This is a genomic window from Saccharopolyspora sp. NPDC003752, assembly GCF_053605825.1.
This window is the reverse complement of sequence record NZ_JBSGJZ010000004.1, coordinates 318,599-336,818: the sequence shown is the minus strand read 5'-3', so window position 1 is coordinate 336,818 and position 18,220 is coordinate 318,599. Positions and strand designations below refer to the sequence as shown.

General features: G+C 71.3%; 1 protein-coding gene. It reads left to right on the top strand.

The annotated features are described in order from the left end of the window. Positions 1-5: 5 nt before the first annotated feature. Positions 6-18,191 carry a type I polyketide synthase gene (locus tag ACWEV3_RS08025; protein ID WP_452613173.1) on the top strand — a complete coding sequence of 6,062 codons (18,186 nt, stop codon included), beginning with the start codon at positions 6-8 and terminating at the stop codon, positions 18,189-18,191. The last annotated feature ends 29 nt before the right edge of the window (positions 18,192-18,220 follow it).

The window sequence follows — 18,220 nt, the reverse complement described above, 5'->3', positions numbered from 1 at the left end:
TTCACTTGGTACCCGGATCTGACCGCGCAGGAATAGGAGATCGTTCGGCCGCCGATGACGGGATCGCCGTCATCGGCGCCGCATGTCGGCTCCCGAAGGCAGCGGACATGCGCGCGTTGTGGCGGCTGCTGCGGGACGGCGGCAGCGCGATCGCCGACGCCCCCGCCGACCGCTGCGGCCCCGATGCGTCCGGGGCCACCCGCCGGGGCGGGTTCCTCGATCGCGTCGACGGCTTCGACGCCGACTTCTTCGGCATCTCGCCGCGCGAGGCCCGTGCGATGGATCCCCAGCAGCGGCTGGCCCTGGAGCTGGCCTGGGAGGCGCTCGAAGACGCCGGGTTCGTCGCGGACCGGATCCGGGGCAGCCGGGCCGGCGTGTTCCTCGGGTGCTCGGCCGACGACTACGCGACCCTGCTGCACCGCCGCGCGCCGCGGGCGATCGACCGGCACACCTCGACCGGCCTGCAGCGCGGCATCATCGCGAATCGCGTGTCGTACGCCCTGGGGCTGCGCGGCCCGAGCATGGTCGTCGACAGCGCGCAGTCGTCGTCGCTGGTGGCCGTGCACCTCGCCTGCGAGAACCTGCGGTCCGGGGAGACCGATCTGGCGCTGGCGGGCGGCGTGAACCTCATCCTCGCTCCGGAGAGCTCGGAGTGCGTGGAGGAGTTCGGCGGCCTGTCGCCGGACGGCCGCTGCTACACCTTCGACGCCCGCGCCAACGGATACGTGCGCGGCGAAGGCGGCGGCGTGGTCGTCCTCAAGCCGCTGGCGCGGGCGGTGGCCGACGGCGATCCGATCTACTGCGTGATCCGCGGCGGAGCGGTCAACAACGACGGCGCGAGCGACGGCCTGACGGTGCCCGATTCGTTGGCACAGCGGGAAGTCATCCGCGCGGCGTACGCGGCGTCCGGTGTGGACCCGGCAGAGGTGCAGTACGTCGAGCTGCACGGCACGGGCACGAAGGTGGGCGATCCGGTGGAGGCCTCGGCGCTCGGCGCGGCGCTGGGCTCCGTCCGGCCGCCCGGCTCTCCCCTGCCGGTCGGCTCCGCCAAGACGAACGTCGGGCACCTGGAGGGCGCTGCGGGCATCGTCGGCCTGCTCAAGGTGGCGCTGGCCATCCGGCACCGCATGCTGCCGCCGAGCCTCAACTTCGAGACGCCGAATCCCGCTATTCCGCTGGATTCCCTGAACCTGGCGGTCCAGCGGGAACTCGGGCCGTGGCCCCGGCCGGACCGGCCGCTGACGGCGGGCGCGAGTTCCTTCGGCATGGGCGGCACGAACTGCCACCTCGTCGTGACGGAGCCGCCCGCCACCAAGACCGGCGAGCCCGGCGACATCACCGGCACCGCGCCCTGGCTGGTTTCGGGGAAGACCCCGGAAGCGCTGCGCGCGCAGGCGGCCCGGCTGCACGCACACCTCCGCGAGCACCGGGAGTGGTCTCCGTCCGACGTGGCATGGTCGCTGGCGACCACGCGGAGCCAGCACGCGCAGCGCGCCGCGATCCTCGGCCGCGACGAAGAAGAACTGCTCGCCCGGCTGGAAGAACTCGCGCGGGGCTGCGAAGGTCCGGGGCTCGTGCGCGGCGTGGCGGCGAGCGGCATCGGCGTCGCGATGCTGTTCTCCGGCCAGGGCAGCCAACGAGCCGGCATGGGACGCGAACTCCACCGCGCCTTTCCCGAATTCGCCGAAGCGTGGGACGAGGTGTGCGAGCACGTCGATCCGCTGCTCGGCCTGGACCGCCCGCTCACCGAGGTCGTCTTCGCGGGCAGCCAGGACGCCCTGAACGAGACGCTCATCGCGCAGCCCGCCCTGTTCGCGCTCCAGGTCGCGCTGTTCCGGCTGTTCGAAGCGCACGGCATCGGCGCCGACTTCCTCATCGGCCACTCCGTGGGCGAGCTGAGCGCGGCACACGTCTCCGGCATCCTCACCTTGCCCGACGCGGCGACGCTGGTCGCCGCCCGCGCGCGCCTCATGCAGTCGCTGCCCGCCTCCGGCGTCATGGCCGCCGTGCAGGCGACCGAAGCCGAACTCACCCGGTCCCACCCCGAACTCGCCGACCCGGCGAGCACCGTAGCCATCGCGGCGCTCAACGCGCCGGACAGCACGGTGATCTCCGGTGAGCTCGAGCCGGTGGACGCGATCCTGCGGCATTGGCGCCAGGCGGGCCGCCACGTCCGGTGGCTGCGCACCAGCCGTGCCTTCCACTCACCGCACTGCGACGCGATCCTCGACGAGTTCGAGTCGACCGCGTCACAGCTCACCTACCACCGGCCGGGCATCCCGATCATCTCGACCCTGACCGGCGATCGCAGCGATGCGATCACGACGCCGGGCTACTGGGTGCGCCAGCTGCGCGATCCCGTCCGGTTCCACCCGGCGCTGGCCTGGCTCCACCGCAACCACGAAGCGACCCACCACCTGGAACTCGGCCCGGGTACGACCCTCACGACGCTCGCGCGCGAGGTGCACGGCGAGCTCCCGGCCATCCCGGTGCTGCACCCGGATCTTCCGGAACCCGAGAGCGTGCTGACCTGCCTCGCCCGCGCGCACACGACCGGCGTTCCCGTCGACTGGACGGCTGTGCTGCCCGCAGGCCGGCGGGTCGACCTGCCGACCTACGCCTTCCAGCGGCGGCGGTACTGGCTGGACGAGGAGGCGACCGACGACGAGGCGGTCGCGGCACCCGGGACCAAGAGCGAGCTGGACCCGCTGGAGCTCGTGCGCTCCCAGGCCGCCGTCATCCTGGGGCATTCCTCGCCCGAGGACGTCGAGCCGCGACGCACGCTCCGCGAGCTCGGCTTCGACTCGCTCGGGACGGTGGAGCTGCGCGACCGCCTCTCCGCCGCCACCGGGCTCCGGCTGACGACCGCGGCGCTCTACAGCTACCCGACGCCCGTCGAACTGGCCGATCACCTGCGCGCGGAGCTCGCCGGGGCCGGTGGTGGGGAGCCGACCGCGGTCGGCACGTCGGCCGGCGATGAGCCGATCGCGATCGTCGGCATGGCCTGCCGCCTGCCCGGTGGCGCGCGGTCGCCGGAGGACCTGTGGCGACTCGTCACCTCCGGTGCGGACGCGATCTCCGGGTTCCCCACCGATCGCGGCTGGGACCTGGACGCCCTCTTCGACCCGGATCCGGACGCGGCCGGCAAGTCCTACGCCCGGCAGGGCGGATTCCTGCACGACGCGGCGGCCTTCGATCCGGCCTTCTTCGGCATCAGTCCGCGCGAAGCGCTGGCGATGGACCCCCAGCAGCGGCTGCTGCTGGAAACGTCGTGGGAGGCGCTGGAGCGCGCCGGGATCGATCCGGCGGCGCTGCGCGGCACGTCGACCGGGACGTTCGTCGGCGCGACCGCGCAGGACTACGGGCCTCGCCTGGACCAGTCCGGCGAGGGGCATGCGCTGACGGGCACCACGCCGAGCATCCTGTCCGGGCGGATCGCCTACTCCCTGGGCTTGCACGGGCCGGCGGTCACAGTGGACACCGCGTGCTCGTCGTCGCTGGTGGCGATGCACCTGGCCTGCGAATCGCTGCGGTCGGGCGAGTCGGGCCTGGCGCTGGCCGGCGGGGTGACCGTGATGGCCACGCCCGGCATGTTCATCGAGTTCAGCCGCCAGCGCGGGCTCGCGCAGAACGGGCGCTGCAAGGCGTTCTCCGCCGACGCCGACGGAACCAGCTGGGCCGAGGGCGTCGGCGTGGTGGTGTTGGAGCGCCTGTCGGAGGCCGTGCGCAACGGCCACCGGGTCCTGGCGGTGATCCGGGGAAGCGCGATCAACCAGGACGGCGCCAGCAACGGCCTGACCGCGCCGAGCGGGCTTGCCCAGGAGCGGGTGATCCTGCGGGCCTTGGCCAATGCCGGGCTCACGCCCGCCGACGTCGATGCCGTGGAGGCCCACGGCACGGGCACGGCGTTGGGCGATCCGATCGAAGCCCAAGCACTGCTCGCCACCTACGGCAAGCACCACAGCCCCGAACAGCCGGTGTGGCTGGGATCGCTGAAGTCCAACATCGGCCACACCCAAGCGGCTGCCGGTGTCGCCGGCGTCATCAAGATGGTGCAGGCGCTCCACCACGAAGAGCTGCCCGCCACGCTGCACGCCGGCGAGCCGTCACCCCACGTCGACTGGAGCAGCGGCGCCGTCGCACTGCTCGATCAACCTCGGCCGTGGCGCGAGGGCGAACGGCCGCGTCGCGCCGCCGTCTCGTCGTTCGGCATCTCCGGCACCAACGCACATCTCATCCTCGAACAGCCGCCGACTGCGGAATCCACAGCGGACACTCCGATCTCGACCGCGGATTCGGGCGCCGTGCCGTGGTTGATCTCCGCGAAAACGCCGGAAGCTCTTGCCTCGCAAGCAAAAGGCTTGCTTTCCCACCTCGGCGACCGGGACGACTGGACGCCGGCCGAGGTGGCTCGATCGCTGGTCACCACCCGCACCGCCTTCGCGCACCGGGCTGCGATCGTCGGCACCGGCCGCGAGGAATTGTTGGCGGGACTGGAAACCCTCGCTCGTTCCGGGGACGCTTCGGACATCGTTCAAGGCATCGCCGCAGATCAGCCGAGCCTCGCCATGCTGCTGTCCGGCCAGGGAAGCCAGTGTCCCGGCATGGGCCGTGGGCTGCACGAGGCGTTCCCGGTGTTCGCCCGCGCCTGGGACGAAGCGTGCGCGCACCTGGACCCGCTGCTGGGCCTGGACCGCCCGCTCACCGACATCGTGTTCCACGGCGATGACGCCGAGGTGGAACAAACGCTGGTCGCTCAGCCTGCGCTGTTCGCGCTGCAGGTCGCGTTGTTCCGGCTGTTCGAACACCACGGCATCGTGCCGGACCACCTCATCGGCCATTCCGTCGGCGAGCTCACCGCCGCGCACCTCTCCGGGGTGTTCTCCCTGCCCGACGCCGCCGCCCTGCTCGCGGGGCGGGCCCGGTTGATGCAGGCCCTCCCCGCGCACGGGGTCATGGCCGGGATCCAGGCAGCGGAGCAGGAACTACTCGACGCGCACCCCGAACTCCTCGACCCGCGCAGCGGCGTCTCGATCGCCGCGGTCAACGCCCCGCAGTCGACCGTCGTCTCCGGTGATCCCGACGCCGTCCACGCCATCGGCGAGCACTGGCGCGGTCAGGGCCGCACCGTCCGGGACCTGCACACCAGCCGCGCTTTCCACTCGCCGCACTGCGAGCCGCTGCTCGACGAGCTCGAACGCATCGCCCGCGAGCTGACCTTCCACCCGCCGAAGATCCCGATCATCTCCACCGTCACCGGGACCGTCACCGACGAGCTCACCACCCCGGCCTACTGGGCACGCCAGGTACGTCGGCCGGTCCGCTTCGCGCCCGCCCTCGCCTGGCTCCACGAGCACCACAACGTCACCCATCATCTGGAGCTCGGGCCCGACGCGACCCTCACCACCCTCGCGCGCACCACGTACGACACACCGGGCCACCCCGCCTTGCGCCCCGGTACCGACGACGCGACCGCCTACGTCACCGCCCTCGCCGGTGCCCACGCCACGGGCCTCCCGGTCCGCTGGCCCGCGCTCCTCCCGCCGAGCCGGACCATCGACCTCCCCACCTACGCCTTCCAGCACCAGCGGTACTGGCTGAACGCGGAACGGTCGGCCGGACGCCCCGAGGTGCTGGGGCTGGCGAGCACCGGGCACCCGCTGCTCGCCGCACGCGTCGACATGCCGCAGACCGGCGAGACGGTCTTCACCGGGCGGATCTCACTCGAAACGCAGCCTTGGCTGGCCGACCACGTCGTCCAGGACACCGTGCTGCTCCCAGGCACCGCGCTACTCGACATGACGTTGCACGCGGCCGCGCAAGTCGGCTGCGCCGTCGCAGAACTCACCCTCCACACACCGCTCGCGCTGCCCGCCCACGGGCACCTCGCGCTGCGCCTGGCGATCGCGCCGGAGAGCGAGTCCGGAAATCGCGATGTCACCATCCACTCCCGCGAGTCGGCCGACGACGAAGCCCAGGACTGGGTCCAGCACGCTGCGGGTGTTCTGAGCGTCGACGCGCAACGTCCTCGCGGTGACTTCCCGGAGACCACACCGCCGGAGCACGCCACGCCGGTGGATCTGTCCGATGCGTACGACATCTTCGGCGACCACGGCCTCGACTACGGGCCCGCGTTCCAGGGGCTCCGAGCCCTGTGGGAGGACGGCGACGACCTGTACGCCGAGGTCACCTTGCCCGAAGAGGCCGGCGCAGGCGGCTGGGCGATCCACCCCGCACTGCTCGATCCGGCGGTCCAGGCGGCCCTGCTGCCGAGGCTCGGCGACTCCCACGACGCGCTCCTTCCCTTCTCCTGGAGCGGAATCCGGCTCCACCAGCGGGGCGCGCAGCGTCTCCGGGTCGGCATCCGGCCGGTCGGTTCCGGCACGATCCGCATCGCCGCCGCGGACGAGACCGGCGATCCCGTGGCCGAGGTCGAGGCCCTGACCCTGCGGCCGGCCACGACCACCGGCGGCCGGGACGCCGAGCTGCTCCGTCTGAAGTGGACGCAGCTGAACGCGGATCTGCACGCGGAGAGCGGCGATCCGCGCCCCGATGTGGTGCTGGCCGACTTCCGCGCGATCGAGCCGTCCGAGGACGTCCCGGCGTCCGTTGCGCGAGTCACCCGGGAAGCGCTGGACCAGGTGCAGAGCTGGTTGTCGGACGGGGCGGAGACGCGTCTGGCGCTGGTGACGCGGGGCGCGGTGGCGGTGCAGCCGGGAGAGGTTCCGGACCTGGTCACCGGCCCGCTGTGGGGCCTGCTGCGGGTGGCGCAGAACGAGCACCCCGACCGGATCCTGCTCGTCGATGCCGACGCGCACACCGATCACGACGGGCTGCGGCAAGTCGTCGGCGCTGCCCTGCGCCAGGGCGAATCGCAGATCGCGGTGCGCGGCGATTCGGTGTTCGCGCCCCGGCTGACGCGCACCCAGGAGGTCCTCACCCCGCCCGAGGGCCGCGCGTGGCGGTTGGACGTGACCGACCGCGGCAGCATCGACAACCTCCAACTGGCGGCATTCGAGGAAGCCGAGGAGCCGCTTTCGGCTGGTCAGGTCAGGGTTGCGGTGCGGGCCGTCGGGCTGAACTTCCGCGACGTCCTCAACGCCCTCGGCATGTACCCCGGCACCCCGCCGCTGGGCATCGAGGTCGCCGGTGTCGTCACCGAGGCCGCCCCCGATGTCGATCGCCTGTCGGTCGGCGACCGGGTCGCGGGCATGCTGCCCGGCGCGATGGGCCCGCTCGCGGTCGGCGATCACCGGGTGTTCGCCCGCGTACCGCGGGACTGGACGTTCGCCCAGGCCGCGGCCATGCCCGCGGTGTTCCTCACCGCGTACCACGCGCTCCACCACCTCGCACGGGTCCAGCTCGGGCAGCGCGTGCTCGTGCACGCCGCAGCAGGCGGCGTCGGCATGGCCGCCATCCAGCTCCTCCAGCACTACGGCGCCGACATCTACGCCACCGCACACCCCACCAAATGGGCAACCCTACGAGAACTCGGCATCCCCGCAGATCACATCGCATCCTCCCGCACACCGGACTTCGCCACACAATTCCCCTCAGTCGACGTCGTGCTGAACTCACTCACCGGAGAACTCCTCGACGCCTCACTCGACCTGCTCAACGAGGGCGGGCACTTCATCGAACTCGGCAAAACCGACCCCCGCAACCCCGCCGAACACCCCGGGCTCCACTACCACGCCTTCGACCTCACCGAGGTCGACCCCGACCACCTCCAGGCCATGCTCGGCGACCTCATCCGCCTATTCGCCAGCGGTGCCCTAGCTCCGTTGCCGGTGACCGCGTGGGACATCCGGCAAGCCCCAGACGCCTTCCGGCACCTCAGCAACGCCCGCCACACCGGCAAACTCGCGCTCACCATCCCCACCCCACCCGAACCCCACGGCACCATCCTCATCACCGGCGGCACCGGCTCCCTCGGCAGCGTCCTCGCCCGGCACCTCGCCGCACAACACCCAGCGCACCTCCTCCTGGCCAGCCGCCAAGGCCCAGCCGCACCGGGGGCGGCACAGCTCCGCGACGAGCTGCGAGCCCTCGGGGCGGACGTCAGCATCAAGTCCTGCGACTTCGCCGATTCCGTTGCCGTGCAACGACTTCTCGACACCATCCCGGACGACCGGCCGCTCACCGGGGTCGTCCACGCCGCCGGCGCCCTCCACGACGCCCCGGTACACGCGCTCACCGCCGAGCAGCTCGCCGCGGTGCTGAACTCCAAAGTGGACTCTTCCTGGAACCTGCACCACGCCACGCAGCAGCACGATCTCGCGTTCTTCGCCCTCTACTCCTCCGCCGCCGCACTGCTCGGCAACCCCGGCCAGGCCAACTACGCCGCCGCCAACACCTTCCTCGACGCCCTCGCCCAACACCGCCACGCCCAAGGGCTTCCCGCGCACTCGCTCGCCTGGGGCCCTTGGAGCACCGACCGCGGCATGACGCAGCACCTCACCCGCGGCGAGCGGGAGCGCATGGCGGACATCGGGATGCACTTCCTCGATCCGGACGAGGCCCTCCGCCTGTTCGACCAAGCCGGCGGCAGCCCGGACCCGTACCTGGTGCCGCTCCGCCTCGACAGCAAGAGCCGGCCGGTCGCGTTGCTGAGCGACCTGACTCCCGGCCGGACCCGAACGCGGCGGGCGGCGGCACCGTCGTCGTTGGCCGGTCGTTTGGCGGCCGTTCCCGAGGCGCAGCGCCACCGCGTGGTGCTGGAGCTCGTCCAAGCCCACGCCGCTGCGGTTCTGGGTCACTCCGATCCGGCGAGCATCGACTCGCGGTCGAGCTTCAAGAGCCTGGGATTCGACTCGTTGACCTCGGTGGAGCTGCGGAACCGGCTCGCCGCCGCCACCCGGCTTTCCCTGCCGCCCGGACTGATCTTCGACCACCCCACGCCCTGGGCGCTGTCCGACCGGCTGGGCACCCTCCTGCTGGCCGATCGCCCGAAGACCCGGCCCGGTCCGAGGACGACGCGGCGCGCCGACGACGAGCCGATCGCCATCGTCGGCATGGCCTGCCGGCTTCCCGGCAGCGTGCATTCGCCGGACGAACTGTGGCAGCTGGTCGCGTCCGGTGCCGACGCCATCTCCGGCTTCCCCACCAACCGCGGCTGGAACCTGGACGACCTCTTCGACCCGGACCCCGACGCGTCGGGGAAGTCGTACGCGCGCCATGGCGGATTCCTGCACGACGCCGACCAGTTCGACCCGGCGTTCTTCGGCATCAGCCCGCGCGAAGCGCTCGCCATGGACCCCCAGCAGCGGCTCCTGCTGGAAACCACTTGGGAAGTCCTGGAAAACGCGGGAATCGACCCCGACGAACTGCGCGGCAGCCCGACCGGCGTCTTCGTCGGAGCGATCCCGCAGGACTACGGGGCACGACTGCACAACGCGGCGGAGGACGTGGAAGGGCACGTCCTGACCGGCACGACCTCCAGCGCGATCTCGGGGCGCGTGGCGTACCTGCTGGGCTTGGAAGGCCCGGCGGTCACAGTGGACACCGCGTGCTCGTCGTCGCTGGTGGCGATGCACCTGGCCTGCCAGTCGCTGCGGTCGGGCGAGTCGGGCCTGGCGCTGGCCGGCGGGGTGACCGTGATGGCCACGCCCGGCATGTTCATCGAGTTCAGCCGCCAGCGCGGGCTCGCGCAGGACGGCCGCTGCAAGGCGTTCTCCGCCGACGCAGACGGAACCAGCTGGGCCGAAGGCGCCGGGGTCGTAGCGCTGGAACGCCTCTCCGACGCGCAGCGCAATGGTCACCGCGTTCTCGCCGTGATCCGCGGTAGCGCGGTGAACCAGGACGGCGCCAGCAACGGCCTCACCGCGCCCAACGGGCCATCGCAGGAACGCGTCATCCAGCAAGCACTCGCCAACGCCGGACTCACCCCCGCCGACATCGACGCCGTCGAAGCCCACGGAACCGGGACATCGCTGGGCGACCCCATCGAAGCCCAAGCACTACTGGCCACCTACGGCCAGCACCACACCGCCGAACGACCGGTGTGGCTCGGGTCGCTGAAGTCCAACATCGGCCACACCCAGGCCGCCGCGGGCGTTGCTGGTGTCATCAAAATGGTGCAGGCACTCCACCACGACGAACTGCCCGCAACGCTGCACGCCGACGAACCCTCACCGCACATCGACTGGAGCAGCGGCACACTCGCGCTACTCACCGAGCCACAGCCGTGGCCGGAAGCCGACCGGCCACGCCGCGCCGCCGTCTCCTCCTTCGGCGTCTCCGGCACCAATGCACACCTCATCCTCGAACAGGCACCAGCAGAAGAGTCCACACAGGACAGCGAACGTGCGGAGGTCGTCGGTACTGGTGATCTGGTTCCGTGGGTGGTCTCCGCCAGGACGCCCGAGGCCCTCGCGGCGCAAGCAGCACGGCTGCACGACCACTTGGCGCGGGACTCCGGTTGGACGCCTTCGAACGTGGCATGGTCGCTGGCCACCACCCGTGCCGCGCTCGAACACCGAGCAGTGGTCCTCGGGCGCGACCGGGACGAGCTGCTGAACGAGCTGCACGCCTTTGCCCGCGGCGAGGTCTCCCCCCGGATCATGCAGCGCACCGGCCCCATGACGCCGGATCCGGACCGCGTGGTGCTGGTCTTCCCCGGCCAGGGCGGCCAATGGCCCGGCATGGGCCGCGAACTGCTCGACACCAGCCCGGTGTTCGCCGCCGCCATGACCGAATGCGACCAAGCGTTGTCGAGATATCAGGACTGGTCGGTGACCGACCTGCTCCGCAACGGCGACGCCTTGGCTCGGGTCGATGTCATCCAACCCGCGCTGTTCGCCGTCATGGTCTCCCTGACCCGGGTCTGGCAATCCCATGGGGTCCGACCAGCCGCCGTCGTCGGCCACTCCCAAGGAGAAATCGCCGCCGCGCACATCGCAGGCGCACTCGACCTCGACCAAGCCACACGCGTCGTCGCCCTGCGATCCCAGCTCATCCACACCCACCTCGCCGGACACGGCAGCATGCTCTCCACCGCACTCTGCGTCGACGACCTCCAGCCCCACCTCGACGAACGGGTCTCCATCGCCGCGATCAACAGCCCCACCGCCACCGTCCTCTCCGGCGACACCGACGCCATCCACAGCCTCCACGCCACGCTCACCGACCGAGGTGTGCGATCCCGCGTGCTACCGGTGGACTACGCCTCCCACAGCCACCACGTCGAAACCCTCCGACAACCACTGCTGGAACGACTCGCCGGACTCACTCCGAAAGCCGCCGAAATCCCGTTCCACTCCACCGTCACCGGCGAGGCGCACGACACCACCGGACTCGACGCCGAGTACTGGTACACCAACCTCGCCACCACCGTCGAATTCCACCGCACCATCACGCGGCTGAACGCCTCCGGGCACCACACCTACCTCGAACCCAGCCCGCACCCCACGCTGACGCACCACATCAACACCATCGCCGCCGACGCGACCAGCGCGACCACGCTGCACCGCGACCACCCCAGCACGGACACGCTCCTCGCCAACGCCGCGCACCTCTGGGCCAACGGCACACCCATCGCATGGCAGGCCGTCCTGCCCGCACGCGAGCGCATCGCCCTCCCCACGTACCCGTTCCAGCGCGAACGGTTCTGGCTCGCACCGACCACCACCCGCATGGCGGAGAGCGAGGACATCCGCCGCCCCAAGGGCGATACGACATCGACCGCCAAGCTTCGCCAGGAGCTCGCCCAGCTTCCCGCGCACCAACGGCACACCCACCTCATCGACCACGTCATCCGGCACGCCGCCGCCGTCCTCGACTACGCCGATCCCGACTCGATCCCCGCCCACCACACGTTCCAGCAGATCGGCTACGACTCCGTCACCGCGATCCAGCTCCGCAACCAACTCGCCGCCACCACCCGGCTCTCCCTCCCCGCCACCCTCGTCTACGACCACCCCACGCCCACCCAGCTCGCGGACCACCTGCTGGAACTGCTGCTGGGCGAGCCGAGCGCACGGTCCACACCGGACTCCGCGCAGGTCGACGAGCGCGAGCCGATCGCGGTCGTCGGCATGGCGTGCCGGCTGCCGGGCGGTGTCGCATCGCCGGACCAGCTCTGGGACCTGGTCGCCTCCGCCACGGACGCGATCTCGGACTTCCCGGCGAACCGCGGCTGGGACCTCCAGCGCCTCTTCCACCCCGATCCCGACAACCCGGGGACGACGTACTGCCGGCAGGGCGGATTCCTGCTGGACGCGGCGGAGTTCGATCCGGCGTTCTTCGGCATCAGCCCGCGCGAGGCGCTCGCCATGGATCCCCAGCAGCGCCTGCTCCTCGAAACCACGTGGGAAGCGATCGAGCACGCCGGAATCGATCCAGCAACGCTCCGCGGCACCGCCACTGGCACTTTCGTCGGTGCGACCGCGCAGGACTACGGTCCGCCGCTGCACCAGGTGGCGCCGGATTCCTCCGGGCACGCGCTCACGGGCACGACGCCGAGCGTCATGTCGGGGCGGGTCGCCTACACCCTCGGGCTGGAAGGCCCGGCGGTCACAGTGGACACCGCCTGCTCGTCGTCGCTGGTGGCGATGCACCTCGCGTGCCAGTCGCTGCGCTCCGGCGAGGCGAGACTGGCGCTGGCCGGCGGGGTGACGATCATGGCGGCTCCGGGCATCTTCCTGGAGTTCAGCCGGCAACGGGGCCTGGCGCGGGATGGGCGCTGCAAGGCGTTCTCCGCCGCAGCGGACGGCACCACCTGGTCGGAAGGCGTCGGGGTCGTGATGCTGGAGCGACTCTCGGACGCCCAGCGCAACGGTCACCGCGTGCTGGCCGTGATCCGCGGCAGCGCGATCAACCAGGACGGCGCCAGCAACGGTCTCACCGCGCCCAACGGTCCGTCGCAGGAACGCGTCATCCAGCAAGCACTCGCCAACTCCGGACTTACCCCCGCCGACATCGACGCCGTCGAAGCCCACGGAACCGGGACATCGCTGGGCGACCCCATCGAAGCCCAAGCGCTCCTGGCCACCTACGGCCAGCACCACACCGCCGAACACCCCTTGTGGCTGGGATCGCTGAAATCCAACATTGGCCACACCCAAGCAGCCGCAGGCGTCGCAGGCGTCATCAAGATGATCCAGTCCCTCCGGCACGACCAGCTGCCCGCCACGCTCCACGCCGACGAACCGTCGACCCACGTCGACTGGAGCAGCGGCGCGCTCGCGCTGCTCACGGAGTCCCGGTCCTGGCCGGAAGGCGACCGGCCGCGCCGTGCCGCGGTCTCGTCCTTCGGCGTTTCCGGCACCAACGCACACCTCATCCTCGAACAAGCACCACCGAAGGAGTCCACACAGGACGTCACGGACTCGGTTCAGGTCCCGTGGATGATCTCCGCGAAGACACCGGACGCCCTGACAGCACAAGCACAACGGCTGCACGACCAGCTCCACGAACGGGACGACTGGACGCCCGCCGAGGTCGCCTGGTCACTGGCCACCACCCGGGCCGCCTTCGAGCGCCGCGCCGCGATCGTGGGCTCCGACCGCGAGGAATTGCTGGCAGGGCTGGATGATCTGGCCCGTGGCCGGGACGCGGACGGGATCATCCGCGGCTTGGCCACGACCCGCCGCAACCACGTGGCGATGCTGCTGTCCGGGCAAGGCAGCCAACGCCCCGGCATGGGACGCGGCCTGCACGAGGCGTTCCCCGTGTTCGCCGAAGCCTGGGACGAAGCATGCGCACACCTCGACCCGCTGCTCGGACTGGACCGGCCACTCACCGACATCGTCTTCCACGGCAACCCCGACGAAGTCGAAGACACACTGATCGCACAGCCGGCGCTGTTCGCACTGCAGATCGCCTTGTTCCGACTGCTCGAACACCACGGCATCACCCCCGACTACCTCATCGGCCACTCCATCGGCGAACTCACCGCCGCCCACCTCGCAGGCGTACTCACCCTCCCCGACGCAGCGCGCCTGCTGGCCGCGCGGGCTCAGCTGATGCGCACCCTGCCCAGCACCGGGGTCATGGCGAGCATCCAGGCCGGCGAAGACGAGCTCACCGCTGCCCACCCGGAACTCCTCGACCCGGACAGCGGCGTGTCCATCGCCGCGATCAACAGCCCGCAGTCCACCGTGATCTCCGGCGACCCCGGACCGGTGCGGGCCATCACCGAACGCTGGCGGGATCAAGGCCGCACCACCCGGGAACTGCACACCAGCCGCGCTTTCCACTCGCCCCACTGCGAGCCGCTGGTCGACGCGCTCGAACAGACCGCCCAGGCGCTGACCTTCCACCCGCCGACGATCCCGATCATCTCCACCGTCACCGGGACGACCACCGACGACATCGCGACACCGGCCTACTGGGCCCGCCAGATCCGGCGGGCCGTCCGGTTCCACCCCGCGCTCACCTGGCTGCACCAGAACCACACCGTCACGCACCACATCGAGCTCGGGCCCGACACCACGCTCTCCACCCTCGCGCGGACCACCCACGACACGCCCGGCCACGCCACCCTCGAGCCCGGCACGGACGACACCACCGCGTACCTCACGGCCCTGACCTGCGCGCACACCACCGGACTCAGCCCGCGCTGGGCCACCCTCCTGCCCCCGGCCCGGACCTTCGACCTGCCCACCTACGCCTTCCAGCGCCAGCGGTACTGGCTCAGCCCGACGGCTTCCGCCGGAAGGCCCGAGATGCTCGGGCTGGACAGCAGCGGGCACCCGCTGCTGTCCGCGCGCACCGATGTCCCCGACACCGGCGAGGTGATCTTCACCGGGCGCGTCTCGCTCGACGACCACCCCTGGCTCGCCGACCACGCCGTCCAGGGCGCCGTCCTGCTGCCCGGCACCGCGTTCCTCGACATGGCGCTCCACGTCGCCACCGAGCTCGGGCATCAACTGGACGACCTCACCGTCCTCACGCCCCTCGAACTCCGGGAGCACGGCCACATCGCGCTCCACGTGACCGCCACGGCCGTTGACGACGACGGCCGGCGGAGCCTGTCGATCCATTCACGCGGCGAGGGCGAGTCGTGGACCCGCCACGCGACCGCCACCGCCAGCAGCGCCGAGGGCGACGACGCCCCGGACCTGACGGTCTGGCCTCCGGAGGGTGCGGTCGCCGTCGACGTCGGCGATCTGTACGACGTGCTCGCCGGGCAGGGCTTCGACTACGGCCCGGCGTTCCGCGGCCTGCACTCCGCGTGGCGGCTCGGCGACGACGTCTACGCCGAGGTCGCATTGCCCGACGAGAACAGCGCGCAGGGCTGGACGGTCCACCCCGCGCTCCTCGACGCCACGCAGCACGCCGCCGTCATCGGCGACGACCGGGGCGACGGCCGAACCCGACTGGTCTTCTCCTGGGCGGATGTCCGCCTCCACCTCGCCGGTTCCTCGCGGCTTCGCGTCCGGCTGCGCCACACCGGCGAGGACACCATGGCGCTCGCCATGGCCGACCACACCGGGCGTCCGGTGGCGACCATCGGGTCGTTGACCCTTCGGCGGTCGACCGGCGGGCGCAGCGGCGAGCTGTTCCACGTCGACTGGGTGCCGCACTCCGCCGAACCCGGCGACGCGGCCCCCGAGGCGCTGGTGCTCGACTACCGGTCGCCTGCGGGCAGCGGGTCCGTTCCGGCCCGGGTGGAGAGCCTGGCGCAGGAGGTCCTGGGGCGGGTGCAGGAGTGGCTGTCGGGTCCGGAGCAGTCGGCGACCCACCTGGTGGTGGTGACCCGAGGCGCGGTGGCGGTGCACCCGGGTGAGACGCCGGACCTGGTCACGGGGCCGTTGTGGGGCCTGCTGCGGGTGGCCCAGAACGAGCACCCCGACCGCATCCTGCTCGTCGACACCGACGATCTTTCCCAGCAGGACGTGCCGGATCTGCTGCGGAGGGCCATCGCCTCGGGCTCGTGGCAGCTCGCGCTGCGGGGAGGTGCGATGTTCGCACCCCGCTTGAGCCGCGCCGATTCCCGGCAGGAGCTGACACCGCCCAAGAGCGGTGCTTGGCGGCTGGACGTGACCGAGCGCGGCAGCATCGACAACCTCCACCTCGCGGAGTTCGCGGAGGCCGAGGCGGCGCTCGCGGCCGGTCAGGTCCGGGTCGCGGTGCGGGCGGTCGGCGTGAACTTCCGCGACGTCCTCAACACCCTCGGCATGTACCCCGGCACTCCGCCGCTGGGCATCGAGGGCGCCGGGGTGATCACCGAGATCGCCGGGGATGTCGGCGACCTGTCGGTCGGCGACCGGGTGTGGGGCCTTCTGCCCGGAGCGATGGGGCCGCTCGCGATCACCGACCACCGGCTCCTGGCGCCGGTGCCCGACGGGTGGAGCTTCGCCCAGGCCGCCACCGCTCCTGCGGTCTTCCTCACCACCTACCACGCCCTCCACCACCTGGTGGGAGTCCAACCAGGACAGAAGGTCCTCGTGCACGCCGCAGCAGGCGGTGTCGGCATGGCCGCCATCCAACTGCTCCAGCACTACGGCGCCGACATCTACGCCACCGCACACCCCACCAAATGGGCAACCCTACGAGAACTCGGCATCCCCGCAGATCACATCGCATCCTCCCGCACACCGGACTTCGCCACACAGTTCCCCTCGGTCGACGTCGTCCTGAACTCGCTCACCGGAGAACTCCTCGACGCCTCACTGGAGCTACTCACACCCGGTGGGCACTTCATCGAACTCGGCAAGACCGACCCCCGAGATCCGGCCGAACACCCCGGGCTGCACTACCACACCTTCAACCTCACCGAGGTCGACCCGGCCCACCTGCAGGCCATGCTCACCGATCTCACCGATCTGTTCGATCAACGCCGCCTGACCCCGCTACCGCTGACCACGTGGGACATCCGCCGAGCGCCAGAGGCGTTCCGGCACCTCAGCAATGCCCGCCACACCGGCAAACTCGCGCTCACCATGCCCACCGCACCCGATCCGCGCGGCACCATCCTCATCACCGGCGGCACCGGCTCACTCGGCAGCGTCGTGGCCCGGCACCTGGCCACCCGCTACCCCGGCTGCCACCTCCTGCTCGCCGGCCGCCGGGGCCCGGCCGCGTCCAACGCCGAGAGCCTCCGCGGCGAGCTGACCGCACTCGGAGCCGCCGTCACCATCGCGGCCTGCGATGTCACCGATGCCCGCCAACTCACCGAGCTGGTCGACGGCATCCCCGCCGAACACCCGCTGACCGGCGTCGTCCACACCGCAGGCGTCCTCCGCGACGCACCGGTGCACGCGCTCACCGCCGATCAGCTCAGCTCGGTCTTGCAATCCAAAGTGGACTCGACCTGGAACCTGCATCACGCCACCCGGCGGCAGGACCTCGCGTTCTTCGCCCTCTACTCCTCCGCCGCCGGATTCCTCGGCAACCCCGGCCAGGCCAACTACGCCGCCGCCAACACCTTCCTCGACGTCTTCGCCCGATACCGCCGTGCCCAAGGGCTTCCCGCGCACTCGCTCGCGTGGGGCCCCTGGAACACCGGCGACGGCATGACCCAGCACCTCACGCATGCCGACCAGCAACGCATGGCGAACACGGGCGCCCTGCCGTTCGAGCCAGAGGACGGGATCCGCCTGTTCGAGGAGGCGCTCGGCAGTTCCGAGCCGATGCTGCTGCCCATCAAGCTCGACCCGAAGGCGCTCCGGCGCCAGCAGGCCCCCGCGTCGCTCGCCGACCGAATCCCCGAGCAGCGCAGGGAGGCGCAGCCGCGGAACGCCGAGCCGCTCACCGCCCTGCTGCAGGGGATGCCCGAGCAGCACCAGCACCGCACCGTGCTGGAAGTCGTCCGGATGCACGCCGCCGCCGTTCTCGGGCACACCGGCTTCGACGACATCCCCGCCGATCGCCCGTTCCTGGAGCTCGGTTTCGACTCGCTCACCTCGGTGGAGCTGCGCAACCGGCTCGCCACCGCGACCGACCTGCGGCTGCCCACCACCCTCGTCTTCGAGCACCCGACGCCGCACAAGATGGCCGCGCACCTGCGCGCCGAGCTGATCGGCGGGGACGGCGACGCCACGTCCGTGCTGTCCGCGCTCAGCCATCTCGAAGACGTCCTGGCGACGCTCCCCTTGCACGCCGATTCGCGGAACGAGGTCGTGGCGAGGCTGACCGCACTGCTCGGGACGCACCACGGCGAACGCGGCACCGCCGACGACTCGATCGACTCGGCGTCCGACGAGGAGATCTTCGAACTCATCGACCGCGACCTCGAACAGTCCTGACCCGAGCGCCCCGAAGGAGGAGGACATCG